This is a genomic window from Chitinophaga sp. G7 BAM 1005 (genome assembly GCF_057126945.1).
Genome location: NZ_CP181478.1, coordinates 4788232 through 4806388 on the forward strand (window position 1 = coordinate 4788232; position 18157 = coordinate 4806388).

Sequence of the window (18157 nt, forward strand, 5' to 3'; positions counted from 1 at the left end):
TACTTTTGTACTGTAATAAAGTCAATTACAGAATGAACAACGGAAGATTTCCCATATCACTGCATATCCTCACGCTGATGGCCAGCGCGGAAGGGGAACTCCTGTCGTCCGACTTTATTGCCGGCAGCATCAACATCAACCCGGTACTGGTACGCAAGGAAATCAGCAACCTCCGCAACCACGGGCTCATAGAAAGTAAAGAAGGTAAAAACGGAGGCGCCACCCTGGCCAAACCGGCAGACAAAATCCGGCTCTCAGAAGTATACCACGCCGTACAACAGGCTTCCCTGCTGGGAAATAGTAAAAATAAGCCCAACCCCGACTGCCTCGTAGGGAAACAGATCAACCGGCATCTGGACAACCTCTACCAGGAAATTGAAGGCGCGCTGCTGCATAAACTGGACAAAACAAGCCTGGCGGACTTTTTACGCCAGTTCGCATAAATTTTATCATTAAAGGCAATGCTGCCATCAGGAGGAATAGCATGCAACTCAGCGATCTGAGGAATATTACCGGCGAATTCAACAACAGCGCCCGCATGCCCGTGATGTTTATCGGGCACGGCAACCCCATGAACGGTATCATGGACAACCCTTTTACACGTACCCTCGGTAACATGGGGCAGGATTTACCCCAAAAGCCCAGCGCTATCCTGGTAATATCCGCCCACTGGCTCACCAAAGGCACCCACGTGCTGGTAGCCCCGCAACCGGAAACCATCCACGACTTCGGCGGATTCCCGGAAGCACTTTACGCAGTACAATACCCCGCACCCGGCGCGCCGGAACTGGCCCGGGAAACCAAACAACTCATCACTTCCACCAATGTCATAGAAGATGACCACTGGGGCCTGGATCACGGCTCATGGACGGTACTGAAACACATGTACCCTATGGCCGATATCCCCGTATTCCAGCTGAGCATCGATTATCACCAGCCGCCGGAATACCATTTCAAACTGGCAGCAGAACTGAAAGCCTTACGGGATAAAGGCGTACTCATTATGGGCAGTGGTAATATTGTACATAATCTCCGGCAGGTAGTGTTTACGGATAACGCCAAACCATTCGACTGGGCTATTGCCTTCGACGAAACCGTTAAACAAAAACTGGAACAGGGCGCATTTACTGACCTGGTAAATTATCACACCCTCGGCAGGGAAGCGCAATTGTCCATCCCCACCAATGACCACTATCTCCCCATGATCTATACACTCGGACTGGTAAATAAAAACGAGGAAATAAAGTTTACCTACGAAGAAATACAGAACGGAAGTATCAGTATGCGGTGTTTTAAAACCGCTTAATATTATGCGGAGAGTGTCTGTTACCGCCAAACAAAATCACCCACTATGGTTACGCCAAGTCCCCTGGAATCAGGGGTAGCCCCCTTTACCGTGGGGTGTATAACCCGGTTATCTTCACCTGGATATACTTTGTAGACCTGCCCATCGGCTGGAATCAGGCAAAGATGAGGGGCTGTTGTACCACTACCGGGAGCGCCCGCCCGCGAATTAGCCTTCATGGCTATATACCTGCTATCGGGGGAAAAGGATGGCGCCACCTCTTGCTGGCTGCTCTGCGTAACCTGATGCAGATCGCTGCCATCGGCATTCATCAACCAAATATGACCATTGAGGCTCATCGCTATTTTTTGTCCGTCAGGACTGGCAACAGCAGCCCCCTCCCAGTCAGAAAAAGGAATGTCTTTGATTTTAAAGGCACGGCTGAAATCGACGGATGTGCGGTACAGGCTACTGTTCTTTTTAAACAGTATAGTACCATCCGGAGCCCAGTTAATGGGGTCTAAATATTCAAAAGTATGGTCAGCTCCGTACCCGGTAATACTTTTGAGCACATTGCCTGCCATATCGAGGATGACAAGCCCCTCCCTGAGTGTTGGACGCAAAGCCAGTTTGGCCCCATCTGGAGAAATACAAGGTAACCCGCCACGATTGTCGGCGGGTTCATAGCTGACCTCTTTAAGAGTAGAACCATCGCCAGTATTGAAAATGATATATTTGGTCTCAGAATAGGATACATCAACCTGTTTTACTCCCTTTTTTCCATCCCAGCTAATATCCCAGCCGGCATCTAACCAATTCTTCATCACCAGTGACAATTCCCCGGTGGCCATATCAATTTTTGTAATCCCTTCGGTGCCCTGTTTAATAAAGATAGCCCCGGGACCATAGTTGTAAGAGCCGTTGTCTCCACCAGGACCTTGCTGGTCATCTTTTTTACAGGCATTGAACAGCATCATTACAACGAGGACCGGAAGCAGCAATATTCTTGTTTTCATATACGCTAATTAAATTGGGAATGCTGGTTATTTTCATTTTGTCAGACCTTCATCTGTGATCTAAACAATGGCAATGCTAAATTGCGATGAAATACAGCTCAAAACAATCCGTAAAATCCTTCATTTTTCCTCTCCATGAAAACCCTTAGATGAAATCAGGTAAAACCGGTATTGCCCCAAACACCAATAACCCCGATTTTTGAATTATTAAAAAAATAGGTAGCTTACTATCATTATTTTGTTAATGCCTTGTTGACCGGATGAAGAAAACCTGTTTACTTACCATCTTTCTGTTTAGCACCCTGGGTACGTTTGCGCAGTTTGGAAGCTTTGAAGATAGTTTGCTACGCTCCATCCAGGCAGCAGGGACTGATACTGCAAAGGCCATTTTGCTTTATGAACTGGGGGACCAATGGTCTGTTTCGGATACTAATAAGGCAGCTGCTTATATCCGGGAAGGGCTGCAGCGGTCCGGGAAATTTCCCTTTTACCAGGGGGTAGGTTTCTTTTATCTGGGCAGGGCTTATATGGATACCGATGGAAATAAAGCAATCATCGCCTTTGACAAAGCCCTTGACTATCTTCATAAATACCAGACAACGGAATCTTATCGGTTACAAAGCCGGACATGGGCCAACAAAGCTGTTATTGCACAACGCAGCAACGATAACAAACAATACCTGGATATTCTTCTGAACAGGGCTATTCCTTTGGCCGCCAAAGCAAGAGATAGTATACGCGTTGCAGAAGGATACACCAACATTGCCCTTCCTTTTATGAATTATGAGGAGTATGATAAAGCCATTTTTTATTTTCATAAATCAATAGAAATATTTCGCCGGAACGCCCCCTTAGATCCGCGGCAGGCAGATAATTTCACCAATCTGGCAAAGACTTATGTGCATAGGCAGATGCTTCCGGAGGCCAAAAAAAGCCTTGACAGCGCTTTTGCTATTCTTGAAAAAGATCCCCATTCTCTTTATCTTCCCTATTACTACACAACAGAAGGCTTGTATTACAGGACAAAGGGAAACTGGGAAAGGGCAGAAAACAGCCTGGAAAAAGGATTGGTCATTGCTGAAAAAATCAAGAGCAGGTTTGATATCCGTTCACTGCTTTTTCAAAAAGCAAAACTATACAATGGTAAACACGACCTTTTAGCCTCCAGGAATGTTTTGTTGAAAATTTATAACGAAGGCTATGCAGAGATAGATAGCGATAAAAAGAATATATTACAGGAGCTCGCCTTTGTTGAAGCAGAACTCGGAAATATGGGAGCAGCCTATCGATGGCAGACCATGTACAGTGAATTCTCAGACAGCTTTTATAAAAAACAGTCCAGTCTTCAGATCGCAGATCTGGAAGGCAGGTATAATTACGTGCAAAAAGAAAAAGAATTGTTGAAAGCCAACAACAAAGAGAGAAAGCAACGGATGGTCATGTGGGGAAGTATTGGTGGTATGTTGCTTACCGGCGGTTTGTTCTATTACTTATTCCGGCTCCGCAAAGATAAGGCTGAACAGGAGCTGGTGTATGTGAAACAGCAACAGCAGATAGCCGTGGCCCAGGCATTGCTTGAAGGAGAAGAAAAAGAACGGACCCGTTTGGCAAGGGACCTGCACGACGGCCTGGGAGGTATGCTGGCCGGCGTCAAAATCAATCTGACGAGCGCGCTTCAGGATACTCCTTCTGCTGAAATGAACAGGGTAATCGCACAACTGGATGGCTCGGTGACTGAACTGCGGCGCATTGCACGGAACATGATGCCGGAAGCATTGTTGCGCTCCGGGTTGGAATCGGCACTGGCTGAGTTATGCCAATCCTGCCATACCGATCTGCTTCATGTTTACTCCAGTTTTCTCAACATAAGGGCCGGAATACCAAAGCAAATTGAGATTATTATTTACCGTATTGTGCAGGAGCTGCTGGCCAATGTAGTGAGGCACGCGGGGGCTACAGAAGCTTTTGTGCAATGCAGTCAGGACGGGGATACTTTCTATATAACAACAGAAGACAATGGTAAAGGTTTTGATCAGGCAAGCGGAAAATCCTCCAAAGGGTTTGGACTGGGAAATATCCGGAGCCGGGTGGAATTTTTAAAAGGAAAACTGGACATTCATACAAAAGCCGGGAAAGGAACAATTGTAAATATAGAACTGCCAACAGATGAAAGAGCATAAGCTTTCCATTATTATCGTAGAAGATCACTCCATCGTTGTTGAGGGGTTGAGCAGCATCCTGCGAAACGAGGAAAGGATGAACCTGAAAGGAAGTTTTTCAAATGCTGAAGATGCCTTACAATTCCTGGAGTCCAACACAACTGATGTAGTATTGCTTGATATCGGGCTTCCGGAAATATCGGGTACGGAAGTTTGCCGCATCATAAAAAGCCAGTACCGGTCAACAAAAGTCATCGCACTTACCAATCACACAGAAAAAAGCGTAATACAGGAAATGCTGGAAAATGGCGCCGATGGCTACCTGTTAAAGAATACCTCAAAGCAGGGCCTTGTCAATGCGATTTTCCAGGTGATGAACAATACATTCATCATGCAGGCAGAACTGCAAAAAGTACTTTTTGCGCCGGCAGCTGTGAAGGAGAGTGTTCCGCGGCTTACCACAAGGGAAAGGGAAATCCTGCTGCTTGTGAGCGAAGGCGCTACCACGGTTGCCATTTCCAGGCAGCTTTTTATAAGTACGCAAACGGTGGAAACGCACCGGAGGAACCTGATGCAAAAATTTGAAGTAAACAATTCTGCGGCGCTGATCCGCAAGGCAACAGAAAAAGGCTTGCTATAAAGTTCACTCCTTATTAATTTTGCCAGCTGCATCCTTTTTGGAAAGTGTAAACATATTAACCCAAATGAAATGGCAGTTATAAAGAGAATCCAATCAAATTACAATAGCATTCTCCGGGCTAAAATCCATTTTTTCCTGAAAAAAAGCCTATGGATGTACTTAATAAGCATGTTCCTTATTGGTTATGCTGTTCCTATCGCTTCATTTGGCATTTTTCTTTCCTCATTAATTTACTTTTTTTGCCTGATAATTATTTTGATTCCAATATATCATTTCAGCGCAAAGGCTATCGCGAATAAAAATAGCTTCGATGCAGATATAGAATTTAACGAACAGGACATTATCATCAGGCATCGAAACAAGGCAGTGGTAGAAACAAAGGAATGGGCCTGGGTGAAGAAACTGGATATTACTGACAGGGGCGTTTTTCTTGTTGTTTATAACCCAAATCGCTTTTTGATCTCACTTAGTAAAAACAGCCTGTCTGAAAGTGAACTGCAATTTTTTGAGAAGAAAAAAGGAAATATTTAACTGCTATTTGTAGTAAAATAATTCTCCATCAGCTGCCCCACAGCAGTTGATGCTTTTTATACGTCAAATCTTCTTTAATCAGCCCGCAAACTCTTAACAGGATTGGCCAGCGCAGCTTTCACTGCATGAAAACTTACAGTAGCCAAAGCAATTACCACCACTGCACTACCTGTAAGCACAAACACCCAGATACTGACGCCTGCATGATAAGCAAAATTGTTCAGCCACCGGTCCATAATCCACCAGGTAACCGGGAATGCCACCGCAGCAGCAATAAGCAGTAACTGCAGGAAATCTTTCGATAATAACTTTACAATATTCCCGGTAGAAGCCCCCAGCGTTTTACGCACGCCTATTTCCTTTGTTCGTTGCACGGCAGTGAAAGCCGCCAGCCCAAAGAGTCCCAGGCAGGCAATAAACAAAGCCAGCACCGCAAACAACATAAAAATCGTTTCCTGCTTCTGCTCACCGGCATACTGCCTGGCAAAATTCTGATCAATAAAACTATAATCAAACTGATGCCCCGGATCAAAGGAATGAAACACTTTTTCAATATAGGAAACCGCAGCCGGCACGTTTGATTTGCTCACCTTCACGTATACATTATCCTGTACACCCGGGAATGGCGGCATCTCCAGCACCAGCGGCGCTATTTTATGCTGCAGGGAATAAATGTGAAAATCTTTCATAACGCCGATCACTACACGCTCTGCGCGATGCCCCTCCTGGTCAATCTTAAACTGCACCCGCTTTCCCAGCGGCTGATCCCAGTTGAGCATTTTCACAAGCGTTTCATTGATCAGCACCGAATGATGCATATCCGATTCACCGGTATCCGAAAAATTGCGGCCGCTTTGCAGCGTGATACCCATTGTTTTCAGGTAACCGGCGTCCACCATATAATTCTGCGCAACTACTGATGCATCGGAAATACTGCCGTTCTGCTCAAAGAAAAAGCCATGCCCGCCAATATTATTCCGGCCTATAGGATTGCTGGCCGCAGCCACATGCTGCACCAGCGGGTTACGCAACAACTGATCTTTCAGCACCGGCATTTTACTCCGCATCTGTTGATCCGGTATATGAAAAGACAACACCTGGTCTTTGTCGAAACCCAGGTTCTTATGCATCATGTACTGCAGCTGATCATACGCCACCATCGTACTTCCTGTTAAAATGATCGCAACGATAAACTGGAAGGTAACAAGCCCCTTCCGGAAACCGGCATGGCCGCTGTTTCCCAGCTTTCCTTTCAGCGAATTGATCACTTTAAAACCAGACATAAACACTGCCGGGTAAATCCCTGCAAACAGCCCGGTGAGTAAAGCCAGCATCACAATAACGATGAGGGTTTTTACCAGTCCAAACTGCCACAACTGTACCTGCGAACCGCTAAACGTATTGAACCAGGGCAGCAATATGGCCACCAGTCCCATTGCAACGAGGGCTGCCAGAAAAGTAAGCAGCATGGATTCTGTCAGGAACAGGCGCGCAATTTCTTCCCTGCCCGATCCCATACTTTTCCTTACGCCCACTTCTTTTATGCGCGCGCTGGCACGGGCCGTAGCCAGGTTCATATAGTTGATACAGGCAATCAGCAGCGTCAGCAAACCAATACAAAGAAAAATATAGATATACAGGATGTTGCCATTGGGCGATATTTCATAATCAAGATGAGAATGCAGGTGGATATCCCGCACTGGCTGTAGTTCCATTTTGTACGTTACCTCTCCCATCCGTGGTTTTAAATACCGCTCAAAAAACGCCGGCAGCTTGCTTTCCAGCGCTTTGGCATCCGCACCTTTCTGCAATAACAGGTAAGTATATACGTCGAAGTTCTGCCAGCCGTTGGCGTTATAATCCGGCGGCATTACACGCAATGCGCTGAAAGAGAGATGAGAATTAGAAGGTATATCTTCCATTACGGCGCTCACCGTATAAGCAGTACTATCATCCGTGAGGATTGTTTTTCCAATCGCCTCTTCGGGGCTGCCGATCAGCTTCTGAGCAAGACTCCTTGTCAGCACCAGCGAATTGGGCTGAGCCAGGGCGGAAACAGCATCGCCTGCGGCCATCGGGAAACTGAGCACATCAAAAAAGGTGCTGTCCACAAAAAACATATCCCCTACTTCCAGTTTCTTTTCACCATATTTCAGTGCTGCGCCACCATCCGTTTCTATTCTTGTAATCTGTTCTATTTCCGGGTAATCCTTTTTTAACACAGCGGCAAATGGTGCGGAAGTGGAGGCCAGGTGCAAATTACCACCTGTCCATGTAGCATGATTAACCACCCGGTATATGCGATCCGCCTGCGGATAAAAATTGTCATAACTGGTTTCCCTGTGCACATAAAGCAGCAATAGCCAGCAGGCAGCGAGGCCAATAGACAATCCGGCAATATTGATCAGGGTATAATATTTAAACCGGACCAGGTTACGCCATGCTATCAGGAGATGATTTCGAAACATCGGGAGAAATTTAAAGTTGATAACTATCTCACACTATTCACTTCTCCACACTTAAAAAGCAAAAACATGCCATCCCGGATGTATCCTAAATACCAACATCAAACAGATATTATTAATTTAAATTTGTCCGGTTTCAGTACAGCGCCTGTACGATATTACGCCTTCAGCAATTCCCCTTCCCGCTGTACCTGGTTATTTTGAATGCTGATATCAATGGCTTTCAGGATCTCTTCTTTCATTTCTTCCGTTACACGGCTATAGCCAAACATCCTGGCAATGAAAGGGACAGCGTCTTCACGTTGAATAGCTACGGCATCTTTCACTACTTTTTCCAGGGCCACGCCTATTTCTTCTGTGGCGATATAGTTGATCTTTCTTGCAGTAGCCGGTAACTGGCTGCGGTTGCGCACTACCGGCGTTGGGAGTGAAGTATCCCACAGGAATTGTCCTTTGATCTTAATCCGTTTGCTGGCATCGGAATGACGTACGGCATGACGCAGTATTTCCCGGATACGGGGTCCCACCCTGGTAATGCCAGCTGCTTCTACCATCCGCCGCGCCAGCTCGTCAAAATGAACCGGGCTTTCCACTACTACTACCTGTTCTATCCAGTTACATAGTTTACCAATGGGAGAAAGATGAAATTCCTGCGCCCGGATCTCATCGGGCAGCACCGCGGTTTCGTATACCGGTACTTCTTCTTCCTTTTCTTCCACTGTTTCCCGGGTCAATACCTGCCCGGCTTCTTTCTTCGCATCTTCAGTCACCTGGTCGTCGATAGCAACAGCGGCTTTTGCTTTTTCAATAGCCGCCACCAGGCGGTTCAGCTCCCGCTCGGGATTACGGAACCAATCGGTGCTCCACACGCGGTGGATTTTCCAGCCAACTGCTTCCAGTACCTGCTGCCGCAAGCGGTCGCGGTCGCGGGCGGAACGGGCAGAATGGTAAGCTGCACCGTCGCACTCGATCCCCAATATATAACGACCCGGGTTTTCCGCATCTACAATAGCCAGGTCAATATAAAATCCTTTTGAACCTACCTGTTTACGTACAATATATCCCAGCGCTTCCAGTTTCGACGCTACATTTTCCTCAAACGGACTATCCGCCGGAAGCCCCGTTTCTGCAGTCATATACAGCTTACCATGCTGTGCGAAATACAGGAAGTTTTTCAGCGATTGTATACCATAACTCTTTGTTCTGTTCACATCAATATCGTCGGCAGTGATATTGGTAAATACTTCGCAACGCGTTTTCGCGCGCGTGATCAGCACATTGAGCCTTCTTTCCCCGCCTTCATTATTCAGCGGACCAAAAGACATGGCCACATATCCTTCCTCCGTACGTCCGTAACCGATAGAAATAAAGATCACATCCCTTTCATCGCCCTGCACGTTTTCCAGGTTCTTTACAAAGAAAGGCTCGTCCTGGTGCGCCATGAAGTACGATTCCAGTTCGGGCGACTTACGCCGGCGCAATTCCAGCGCATCACTGATCGCCTGCCGTTGCGAGGTACTAAACGCTACCACCCCCAAACTCATTCCCGGGTTTTTACGCGCATGTTCCATCACCGCATCTGCCACCATCTCCGCTTCCTTTGGATTGGTGCGGGTTTTACCACGGTCGTATGCCGTATCTTTCAGGTGATGAAATACCAGTCCTTTTCTTTCTTTATCGCCCGGACTGGGGAATATCACCAGTTTATTTTCATAGAATTCATGATTCGATAATGTGATCAGCGATTCATGCCGGCTCCTGTAATGCCAGCGCAGCATACGTTGCGGCGCACCCTGTGCATCACACAAGCCGAGGATGCTCTGCATATCTGCCGTAACATTTTCTTCATCATCTGTTTCCCGTGTAAGGGAATCGAAGAAACTGGTGGGTGGTAACTGTTTATTATCTCCCACTACTACCAGTTGCTTACCCCGCAAAATAGCACCCAGCGCCTCTACCGGCTTCACCTGGCTGGCTTCATCGAAAATAACGAGGTCAAATTCCAATGTGGCAGGTGGTAAAAAATTGGCAATAGACAATGGGCTCATCATAAATACCGGCTTAATCGCCTGTATCGCCAGTCCTGCTTCCTGCATCAGTTTACGGATAGGCATATGACGCGCCTTTTTGTTAAACTCCGTGCGCAGAATGTTTACCTGTCCGCCGGCATCTGCACGGGGCATTTGCTCCCAGTGCTGTAACGCCGCACGGGCGCGGTTATACTGAAGGTTCAATACATCCAGTTTACGAAACTGCTGTACCATTTCTTCATGACCGGCACGTTCAAATTTACGCAGCGCAGGCTGCGATTTCACGGCTGTTTCCACCAGGTATTCATACCATGTTTTCTCCAGTGCAGTTCTCAATAGTCTTGCACCGCCTTCCCATTCCTGCACCGGCGTAAGGAGGCATCCCAGCTGTTCCTGTATAGCCGTTTCCGTTATATTGTTCCATGCAATGAGATGATGTATTTCCGGTAGTTTATCTGTCCATGTTTGTAACTGCCATTGCTGTGCATCCAGCAGCACAGGGAATTGCCCCGGTGGCATTTCCAGCTTTTCCAGCACCGCGGTGTTGCGTTGCTGCTGCTCCTGCAGCAGCTGCGTAACCTGTTGCTGATCGGCAAGGGCATCGGCGGCGCTGCGGTGGTGATGTAACCATGTTGCCACCTGCGCAGGACAGCTACCCGCTGAAATTCGTGTATGCAATTCCGTTAGATAGGCGGTTGCTTCTTCCAATGCGGGCCAGTTGGTATGTGATTTCTGCCAGCGGCTGCCGAACAAAGTACTGCCTAAAGCGGCATGTTCTTTCAGCAGTGTATCCTGCCGTCTGAACTCCATGATCGCATCTACATACTGCAGCTTTTCTTCCTTGTCGTCCGGCAATGCATGTTTGCATAAAGCTGCCAGCTGACGATTGCTTTTTTTGTACGCGCCAATCAGGAACTTGTACCATTTGTGGCCGTGTGCCAGCAGGTTTTCCCGGATCTCCATTACATTTTGCTCCCATGCTTCAGGAATAAAGATCTCCTGGTACTGCTGCTGAACAGTGGTTGCGGCAACGCCTGCAGCCAGCCATTCCGCGATATCCTGTTTTTGCAGCAGCCAGGCTTTATTGGCTACGTCTGTTTCCTGCAGGTCCGGTTGACGGGCCAGCAGCGCGCAAATATCAATAAGCGTATGTATAGCGGTAATATCTTTGGGAGATGGGATACTCATTTTTCCCGCGATTGCGGAAGTCGTTTGCATCAATGCCGCCTGTGCAGCCAATGCGTCTTTCAGCAGCTGGGCAAAAGCAGTTTGTTCATGCGGCAACAATACCGTAAGCCGGCTGCCGCGGAAAGTGAGATTGGCCGGTACGCCTGTTTCCTGCAAACATGCCTGTATCCGCAATGCCATCGCGGAGGCTTTGTTCATCGCAGCGGCATCCCATTGTGTAATATCCGGCAATTGGATATGCGGCAATGTGACGCCCGCAGTTTCTTCGTTTAGCCGCAACAGGTAGCCTATTACCTGGTGGGCAGTTAAACCGCTTCTTTCGATAGCGCCATTCACCGAAAGGCAATAATCATTTAATTCTTTCTTATAACCATCCAGGAGTAATACTTCTTCCTGTAACTTCTGGATAGACGGGCGGCCCAGTTCCAGCACCTTTCTCAGTTCCTGGTGCAGTTCTTTTTTATTGGCTTTATGGCTGTGTAGTTCAAGACAGGCTTCTCCCAGCTGGATATTATCCAGCCGGCGTTTCACCACTTCCAATGCTGCCATTTTTTCCGCTACAAATAATACTTTTTTACCGCGGCCAATAGCATCTGCAATGATGTTGGTAATCGTTTGCGATTTGCCGGTTCCCGGCGGGCCCTGTATCACGAGGTTGCGACCTTCCTGCACACTCAGCATGGCCATGATCTGGGAGCTGTCGGCATCCACTACCTGGAACAGTTCGTGTGCATTGGTGTCGTTGTCAATAAACACATCGTCCGGCAGCTGCGGGGCAGTGTCTGAAAACCCGCCGCCAAAAAGACTTTGAATCACCGGGTGCGTAATTATATCGTCTTCCTGCTGCCATTTGGTAGCATCCAGGTCGTTATAGATCATAAATTTGCCAAAAGAGAAAAAGCCCAGTTCCACGGTATCGGGGGCTACTTTCCATCCCGGCATGGGTTCCACTGCTGCGGCCACTTCCGCCAGGTAGCCATTTACATCAAAGTCTTCCACATCCGGCAGGTCGGGGATATGAATATTAAAGTCGGCTTTCATTTTTGCCTGCAGCGAAATATTGGCGCCTACTTCCTCGAGGGAGTATTTCAGCCGGAAACGTTCTCTCGCACTGGAGCGGTCCAGCAGCACCGGCACCATGATCAGCGGTGCAAACCGTGCTTCTTCGCCGCCTGCGGCCTCGTACCACTGCAACATCCCCAGGGAAATATAGAGAATGTTCACCCCCTGCTCTTCCATGCTCATCCGTGCAGCGTAGTAGGTATTGAGCAACCGGGAATGCAGGGTCGCCTGGTTTTCATTGGTTTGTAAACGGGTATCGGTTAACGCATCTTTCGATACCGGCTCATTATACTGCACTACTTCTTCTTCCTGTTTTTTTTCGGGGCGGCCGAGGAACGACATGGTTTTACCTTCCCGCACCAGTATATCATAAATGGCAGCAGATTGTTCTTCTACAATATGTAAACCTTTGCCGGCCGGCAACTTGTAATTCAACAATGGATTTCTGAGACCTAAATCCAGCAACTCTTTCCTGGAAGATTCAAGTCTGGTTAATATGGATGCGATCATAATGGCAAAATAAAACGCTACAAATATAATTTTAATAAACGGTGAAGAAGGAGAAGAAGTATACAAAAGAAGAAAATCCTGCGTTACCGGATAGGCGTTACCGTGAAAGCCGTCCATCCATATACGATATATAACTATATTTGAACCTGAAACCAAACCCCGTCCTGCGGTGCAGGACATTACCTCTATGAATACAAAATCCATTATTTCACTCACCACTTTTGCTCTTTTAGTATTTACCGGCCTGATTATACTTGGATTGTGGGGGTGTCCGCAATACAAAGTATACTCCCAGCGCATGGAAGGGGAAGCGCTGCTGGCACATGCGCAGGCTTCCAAAGAAGTAGCCGTGGCAGAAGCCCGCGCCAAAATGGAAAGCGCCGCCATGCTGGCAGCAGCAGATACCATCCGGGCGCATGGTGTGGCCCGCTCCAACCAGATCATCGGTGAATCGCTGCGTAACAATGAAGCCTACCTCCACTGGCTGTGGATCGATAACATTGAGAAAAATCCGCAGGCCGTGATTTATGTGCCTACGGAAGCCAACCTACCTATACTGGAAGCTGGTCGCCGGCCCTGGCTAAAGGATACCGCCAGATAATATATCTCTAACGGCTATACGAAAATGTACGGTTACAAACGGGCTAAAAAAGAAAATGGTTGCATCGTTAAATGCAACCATCAATTCCTCTTTCTGTGTCCTGGATTGGATTCGAACCAATGGCCTACTGCTTAGAAGGCAGTTGCTCTATCCAGCTGAGCTACCAAGACTTATGTGTTTGTTTTCCCTTAAAATGTGAAATAAATTACTATATTTAACTCGCATTTTGGGAGTGCAAATTTATGTAAATTTCTCCCAATAAATCAAATTTAATTTATTTTTCTTTAAATATTGATGTGAATACTATGGACGTACAAATAGAATCAAGCTGGAAGGAAGCGCTGAAAGATGAATTTCATAAGTCTTATTTCGATCAGATCGTGATGTTTCTTAAACATGAAAAGGCATTGGGTAAAGTGATTTATCCCGCCGGAAACCTGATCTTTAATGCCTTTGACAAAACGCCTATAGATAAAGTAAAAGTAGTGATCCTCGGCCAGGATCCTTATCACGGTGCAGGACAGGCGCACGGACTCAGCTTTTCCGTACCTGATGGCGTAAAACCTCCTCCCTCGCTTGTGAATATTTTCAAGGAAATGAAAACAGATCTCGGGCTGGAAATACCTGCCAACGGAAATCTTACCAAATGGGCGGAACACGGCGTACTGTTGTTAAACGCCTTTCTTACTGTAAGAGCCGGTGAACCAGCCTCCCACAGTAAAATAGGTTGGGGCGATTTTACAGATGCAGTAATCCGCAAAATTTCCGATCAGCGGAGCGATGTGGTATTCCTGCTCTGGGGCCGCTTTGCACAGGATAAACAATACCTGATAGACGCTACCAAACATCATATACTGCAGGCAGCACACCCCTCTCCTTTTAGCGCTGATAAAGGATTTTTTGGATGCAGACATTTTTCAAGAACAAATGAAATACTCGGAAAAGCAGGCATAGCACCGGTAGACTGGAGACTGTAAAAAACAACCCCTATGTTTAAAAATATCTTCGGCAGAATATTCGCAGCGTGGATGTTAGTGATGTTCGCACTAACAATGCTGGTAATATTCATTCCTGTGTGGATTATTTCTTATCTGCCGGAACCACGTAGAACTAAAGGATTTCTTTTCCTCGGAAGAATATGGATGAAGGTATATCAGCCTCTGATCGGCTGCCCTGTACACAAAAAAGGATTGGAATATTTTGCACCCGGACAAACCTATGTGGTAGTATGTAATCACAATTCACTGATCGATGTGCCGGTAACATCTGCAGAAATTCCCGGTATCAATAAAACACTCGCAAAAGCATCCCTCGGCAAAGTACCGCTGTTTGGTGTGCTGTACCGCATTGGTGGCATCCTGGTTGACCGCAGCAGTGAAGCCAGCCGCAAACAAAGCATCGTTGAAATGAAGCATGCCCTTAGCTTAGGCATACACATCCTGCTTTACCCGGAAGGCACACGCAACCGCACGGATCAGCCTTTAAAAGATTTTTATGACGGCGCCTTTGCATTAGCGATAGATACACAGGTTCCATTGATGCCGTCGTTGCTCTTTCACACCAAAAAAATATTGCCGGTAGGAAAGAAATTTTTCGCATGGCCGCATCGTATCGATTATCATTTCCTGCCGCCCCTGCCTACCACGGGTATGACAAGAGATGACCTTCCGGCTTTTAAAGAAAAAGTATTCCACCTGATGTGGGATTATTACCTGGCCAACAACACAAAATAATACAACGAAAGCGGGGATTGCCTAAGGCAATCCCCGCTTTCGTTCGTTAGAGATCCTGGAACTGTCTCGATCGGTTTATCCGCAGATCACGCAAAATACCGGCTTTCGGATTAATGGTGATACTAAACTGCCGGAAGGTACCAAACGGAATCAGGTTAATAGACATCTGCCAGCAGTGCAGGTCGCGCGAGATATACATATTCGTATAGGCCACCTGCATATTGGTAAAGTCGAAACCACTGTTCAAACCGATCTTCCATTTTGGCGTGAGACTAAAATCGCCATTAAAACTTACATATTGAGTGACACGCTTCACCACACCGCCCGAGTCGGGGATAATGGTGTTGGTATAAGATAAGCTATAGGAAAGATCCACACGCCAGGGAATATCGAAATCCACATATTCGCCCGGATTGTTACGCACCATCTGCAGCTGCCGCTGTTGTGCAGCAAAAGCGGCGTCTGCGCCCTGTACATTCTCCATAGAATCGATCTTCTGTTCCTTCTCCTGGCTCTTTTTATCCTTCGACTGGAACGAGGTGCTCATGGAAATGCTGGCGTTGGTTAAACGGCCCAGGCTGATCTTACCCTGCTGCCATACGTATTTATCGAGGCGGCGGCCACGGGCATCCACCTGGTAAGGATCTATATTACCGCTGGCGGAAATGTTCAGTTTATCGAACAGGTTGGTACGGGCGTACAGGCTGAAAGTAGACAGTTTAAACGAGTCGGCCACCAGGTTGTAGCTGCCGTTGATGCCAAAACCATCCAATAATTTTATTTTCTTTTCATGGTTCCCCGTGGTATCTTTTTTCGAGAATACCTTCATCTCAAGGTTATTATCCAGTCCGAAGTTCAAACCACCAAATGCGCCGGGAGATGGCACCCCGATGATAGCTCCGTCGAAGTCGGATACCATTTGCTTATCGCCCTCTTTATTGTACTGGAGTTCATGGTAATACTTGCTGGAAAGATCCGGGCGGTAGCTGGCGCTCAGCGTAGGCCGCATTACGTGGCGGATGGCTTTAATCTTTGAATCTTTTTTAAACGTGTACATACCGTATATGGCGGTAGACAACGACATGCTGGCACTGATATCGCGGGCGCTGTAGAAACCGGGAATGTAAGTAGTATCAATAGCACCCAAAGTATCGAGTCCGGGATTCCACTTTTGGGGATCCCATTTACGGGCAAATTTCTTGGTATACCAGTATTCTGTATAGTTGATCCCTGGTGATAAGGTAAAGGTTTTAAACACCGGGATAGAAAACGAGATGGGGATACTATGCTGCATACCTGTTTGCATAGCATCAAACATCGCTTGCTTACCAAACAGGGAATCCTTGAAATTAGCCTGGTTACGCAGGATGGTATTGTAGGAAACCCCGATCTTTTCGTACCACTTTGGCGTACCCACCATTTCCTTTGGCTGGAAAGGGTAGATGGTGTTCACCGTGAAGGTAGCATCCGGGAAAGAGATGGACACATCGCGGGTACTTAAGTTCTGGGAGTGGTTCAACCCCATCGTGAGGTTATAGGGTTTGCCCTGCCAGGTTTTTGAGAACGTGATAGATGATCCGATGTTATTATTTACACGGGTATTGTAATCATACACGTTGTATTTGTTATAAGACGAGGTTCCGAAGTTCACTGCGGCGCCAAAGTTCACGCCGGGGCGGGCTTTGCTGTCCATGCTGTGGTTCCAGGTTACCCGGAAGTCTTTAGACGTGCTGAACTCTGATTTCACCGCCGGGTCCCCGAAGCGGGTATTGGCAAAGCTCAGGTTTAGGCCTCCGTTGTACTTATAGCGTTTCCGGTAGGTAGGACTGGCCGTGAGGCTCCAGCTGCCGTAAGAATACACATCCCCCCGCATGGTCAGGTCGAAATGATCGCCCAGCCCGATATAGTACCCGCCGTTTTCCAGGCCGATCCCTTTCTGCTGGTTCACTACGTACTGTGGCGGCAGTATCCCGGAGCGTTGTCCCTGGGTAATGGGGAAAATGGCAAAAGGTATATACAAAGGTGTAGGAATGCCTTCAATTTCCAGGTTAGCCGGACCGGAGATCACCAGTTTATCGGGGATCACCTTTATCTTACGGGCTCTGAAGCTAAAGTGCGGGGTATCCAGGTTACAGGTGGTGTACCCGTTTTTAAAGCCGAAAATGGTATTATCCGCCGCTTTTTTGGTTTGCTGGCTGTGAATGTAGCCTTCTCCGTACTGGGAGCGGGTATTATAGATTTTTGCTTTCTGGGAGGTAAAGTTATACTTGAGGGTATCCGATTCAAAGCTTTGTCCCCCGTCGTTCATCACCGGGCCGCCAAACAGCTTGCCGGCAGTATCTTTGGCGTTGGTAGCCTCCAGGATGCCGGTTTCCTGGTCGAAATTCATTTTTTCGGCAGAAAGGTCAATCGTTTTGTATTTTGTGTTGGCCGTGCCATATAAATAGAAGCGTTTATCGGGTACCATCAGGATAATGGAATCCTTTGCCTTATAATTTACCGGCGCATCCAGCGTGTCTTTTGATATCTTTGGTACGAACAAGGTATCAACTGTCGTTTCACCGCTGGTGTCTACGCCTTTGGTTAATTGGGTGGAATCGGCTGTGACGGGGGGAACAGCTGCGGGTTTGGGTATTTTACCGGTATCTTTCCGGATCAGCGGGATTGTATCTGCCAAACTTTTGTTAAAAAATGTAACAACTTGTGGCCTTTCACCTGCAACTGCATCTATAATAAAGGGAATGGCGATGAACATACCGGCAAAAACCAGGTATGTATGCCGAAAAAACTTTTTATAATTATTTTTGTAGCTAGCGTTCATGTGTTATGGCGGCAAACCTACAAGATTTTATACAATTTATTACAAATGGTAACTTGTAATGTTTGTAAGGTAATATAACGAAAGGTAGCGGAAACTCACGTGGAACAAGCGGATTA

General features: G+C 47.1%; 12 protein-coding genes and 1 tRNA gene. 8 read left to right on the plus strand and 5 right to left on the minus strand.

Annotated features, from left to right (window positions below; all coding sequences use genetic code 11):
• The first annotated feature begins 32 nt into the window (after window positions 1–32).
• Together ACMXI2_RS19070 and ygiD are read left to right on the plus strand one after the other, a co-directional pair.
• Window positions 33–443 (plus strand): Rrf2 family transcriptional regulator, encoded by a 411-nt coding sequence (locus ACMXI2_RS19070; protein ID WP_483777670.1) that lies wholly within the window; start codon window positions 33–35, stop codon window positions 441–443.
• Between the two features lie 41 nt (window positions 444–484).
• On the plus strand, window positions 485–1306 hold the full coding sequence (gene ygiD / locus ACMXI2_RS19075; RefSeq protein ID WP_483777671.1) for a 4,5-DOPA-extradiol-dioxygenase: 822 nt from the start codon (window positions 485–487) through the stop codon (window positions 1304–1306).
• A 20-nt stretch (window positions 1307–1326) separates the two neighbouring features.
• On the opposite strand, the gene ACMXI2_RS19080 is transcribed toward ygiD, so the two are convergent.
• Window positions 1327–2301, minus strand: coding sequence for a TolB family protein (locus ACMXI2_RS19080; RefSeq protein ID WP_483777672.1), 975 nt, complete (start codon window positions 2299–2301; stop codon window positions 1327–1329).
• Window positions 2302–2561: 260 nt separating this feature from the next.
• Between ACMXI2_RS19080 and ACMXI2_RS19085 the strand changes: the two genes are divergently transcribed.
• The 3 genes from ACMXI2_RS19085 (at window position 2562) to ACMXI2_RS19095 (ending at window position 5631) form a co-directional block, all read left to right on the plus strand.
• Window positions 2562–4481 carry an ATP-binding protein gene (locus ACMXI2_RS19085; protein WP_483777673.1) on the plus strand — a complete coding sequence of 640 codons (1920 nt, stop codon included), beginning with the start codon at window positions 2562–2564 and terminating at the stop codon, window positions 4479–4481.
• Window positions 4468–5100 carry a response regulator gene (locus ACMXI2_RS19090; RefSeq protein WP_483777674.1) on the plus strand — a complete coding sequence of 211 codons (633 nt, stop codon included), beginning with the start codon at window positions 4468–4470 and terminating at the stop codon, window positions 5098–5100. The genes ACMXI2_RS19085 and ACMXI2_RS19090 overlap by 14 nt, the downstream gene beginning before the upstream one ends.
• Window positions 5101–5169: 69 nt before the next feature.
• Window positions 5170–5631 (plus strand): hypothetical protein, encoded by a 462-nt coding sequence (locus tag ACMXI2_RS19095; protein ID WP_483777675.1) that lies wholly within the window; start codon window positions 5170–5172, stop codon window positions 5629–5631.
• A gap of 74 nt (window positions 5632–5705) precedes the next feature.
• Here ACMXI2_RS19095 and ACMXI2_RS19100 read toward each other — a convergent pair whose 3' ends face one another.
• A complete protein-coding gene (locus tag ACMXI2_RS19100) occupies window positions 5706–8099 on the minus strand; it encodes an ABC transporter permease (protein ID WP_483777676.1) in 2394 nt (797 codons plus the stop codon).
• 155 nt (window positions 8100–8254) lie between these two features.
• Complete coding sequence (locus tag ACMXI2_RS19105; protein ID WP_483777677.1) at window positions 8255–13003, minus strand: DUF3320 domain-containing protein; 4749 nt, start codon at window positions 13001–13003, stop codon at window positions 8255–8257.
• Window positions 13004–13073: 70 nt separating this feature from the next.
• On the opposite strand from ACMXI2_RS19105, the gene ACMXI2_RS19110 reads away from it, so the two are divergent.
• A complete protein-coding gene (locus tag ACMXI2_RS19110) occupies window positions 13074–13487 on the plus strand; it encodes an SPFH domain-containing protein (RefSeq protein WP_079473391.1) in 414 nt (137 codons plus the stop codon).
• A gap of 96 nt (window positions 13488–13583) precedes the next feature.
• Here the strand turns inward: ACMXI2_RS19110 and ACMXI2_RS19115 are convergent.
• Window positions 13584–13657: transfer RNA gene (locus ACMXI2_RS19115), tRNA-Arg, on the minus strand.
• 135 nt (window positions 13658–13792) lie between these two features.
• Between ACMXI2_RS19115 and ung the strand changes: the two genes are divergently transcribed.
• Both ung and ACMXI2_RS19125 read left to right on the plus strand, forming a co-directional pair.
• On the plus strand, window positions 13793–14464 hold the full coding sequence (gene ung, locus ACMXI2_RS19120; protein WP_483777678.1) for a uracil-DNA glycosylase: 672 nt from the start codon (window positions 13793–13795) through the stop codon (window positions 14462–14464).
• 12 nt (window positions 14465–14476) lie between these two features.
• The gene (locus ACMXI2_RS19125; RefSeq protein WP_483777679.1) at window positions 14477–15220 is read left to right on the plus strand and encodes a lysophospholipid acyltransferase family protein; all 744 of its coding nucleotides are present in this window, start codon (window positions 14477–14479) and stop codon (window positions 15218–15220) included.
• Window positions 15221–15266: 46 nt separating this feature from the next.
• Here ACMXI2_RS19125 and ACMXI2_RS19130 read toward each other — a convergent pair whose 3' ends face one another.
• Window positions 15267–17897 carry a putative LPS assembly protein LptD gene (locus ACMXI2_RS19130; protein ID WP_483777680.1) on the minus strand — a complete coding sequence of 877 codons (2631 nt, stop codon included), beginning with the start codon at window positions 17895–17897 and terminating at the stop codon, window positions 15267–15269.
• Window positions 17898–18157 lie beyond the last annotated feature (260 nt).

Coding starts and splice junctions, on each gene's coding strand:
- ACMXI2_RS19110 (WP_079473391.1), top strand. CDS start 13,074: ATGAATACAAAATCCATTATTTCACTCACCACTTTTGCTCTTTTAGTA.
- ACMXI2_RS19100 (WP_483777676.1), bottom strand. CDS start 8,099: ATGTTTCGAAATCATCTCCTGATAGCATGGCGTAACCTGGTCCGGTTT.
- ygiD (WP_483777671.1), top strand. CDS start 485: ATGCAACTCAGCGATCTGAGGAATATTACCGGCGAATTCAACAACAGC.
- ACMXI2_RS19095 (WP_483777675.1), top strand. CDS start 5,170: ATGGCAGTTATAAAGAGAATCCAATCAAATTACAATAGCATTCTCCGG.
- ACMXI2_RS19080 (WP_483777672.1), bottom strand. CDS start 2,301: ATGAAAACAAGAATATTGCTGCTTCCGGTCCTCGTTGTAATGATGCTG.
- ACMXI2_RS19125 (WP_483777679.1), top strand. CDS start 14,477: ATGTTTAAAAATATCTTCGGCAGAATATTCGCAGCGTGGATGTTAGTG.
- ACMXI2_RS19105 (WP_483777677.1), bottom strand. CDS start 13,003: ATGGACGGCTTTCACGGTAACGCCTATCCGGTAACGCAGGATTTTCTT.
- ACMXI2_RS19085 (WP_483777673.1), top strand. CDS start 2,562: ATGAAGAAAACCTGTTTACTTACCATCTTTCTGTTTAGCACCCTGGGT.
- ACMXI2_RS19070 (WP_483777670.1), top strand. CDS start 33: ATGAACAACGGAAGATTTCCCATATCACTGCATATCCTCACGCTGATG.
- ung (WP_483777678.1), top strand. CDS start 13,793: ATGGACGTACAAATAGAATCAAGCTGGAAGGAAGCGCTGAAAGATGAA.
- ACMXI2_RS19090 (WP_483777674.1), top strand. CDS start 4,468: ATGAAAGAGCATAAGCTTTCCATTATTATCGTAGAAGATCACTCCATC.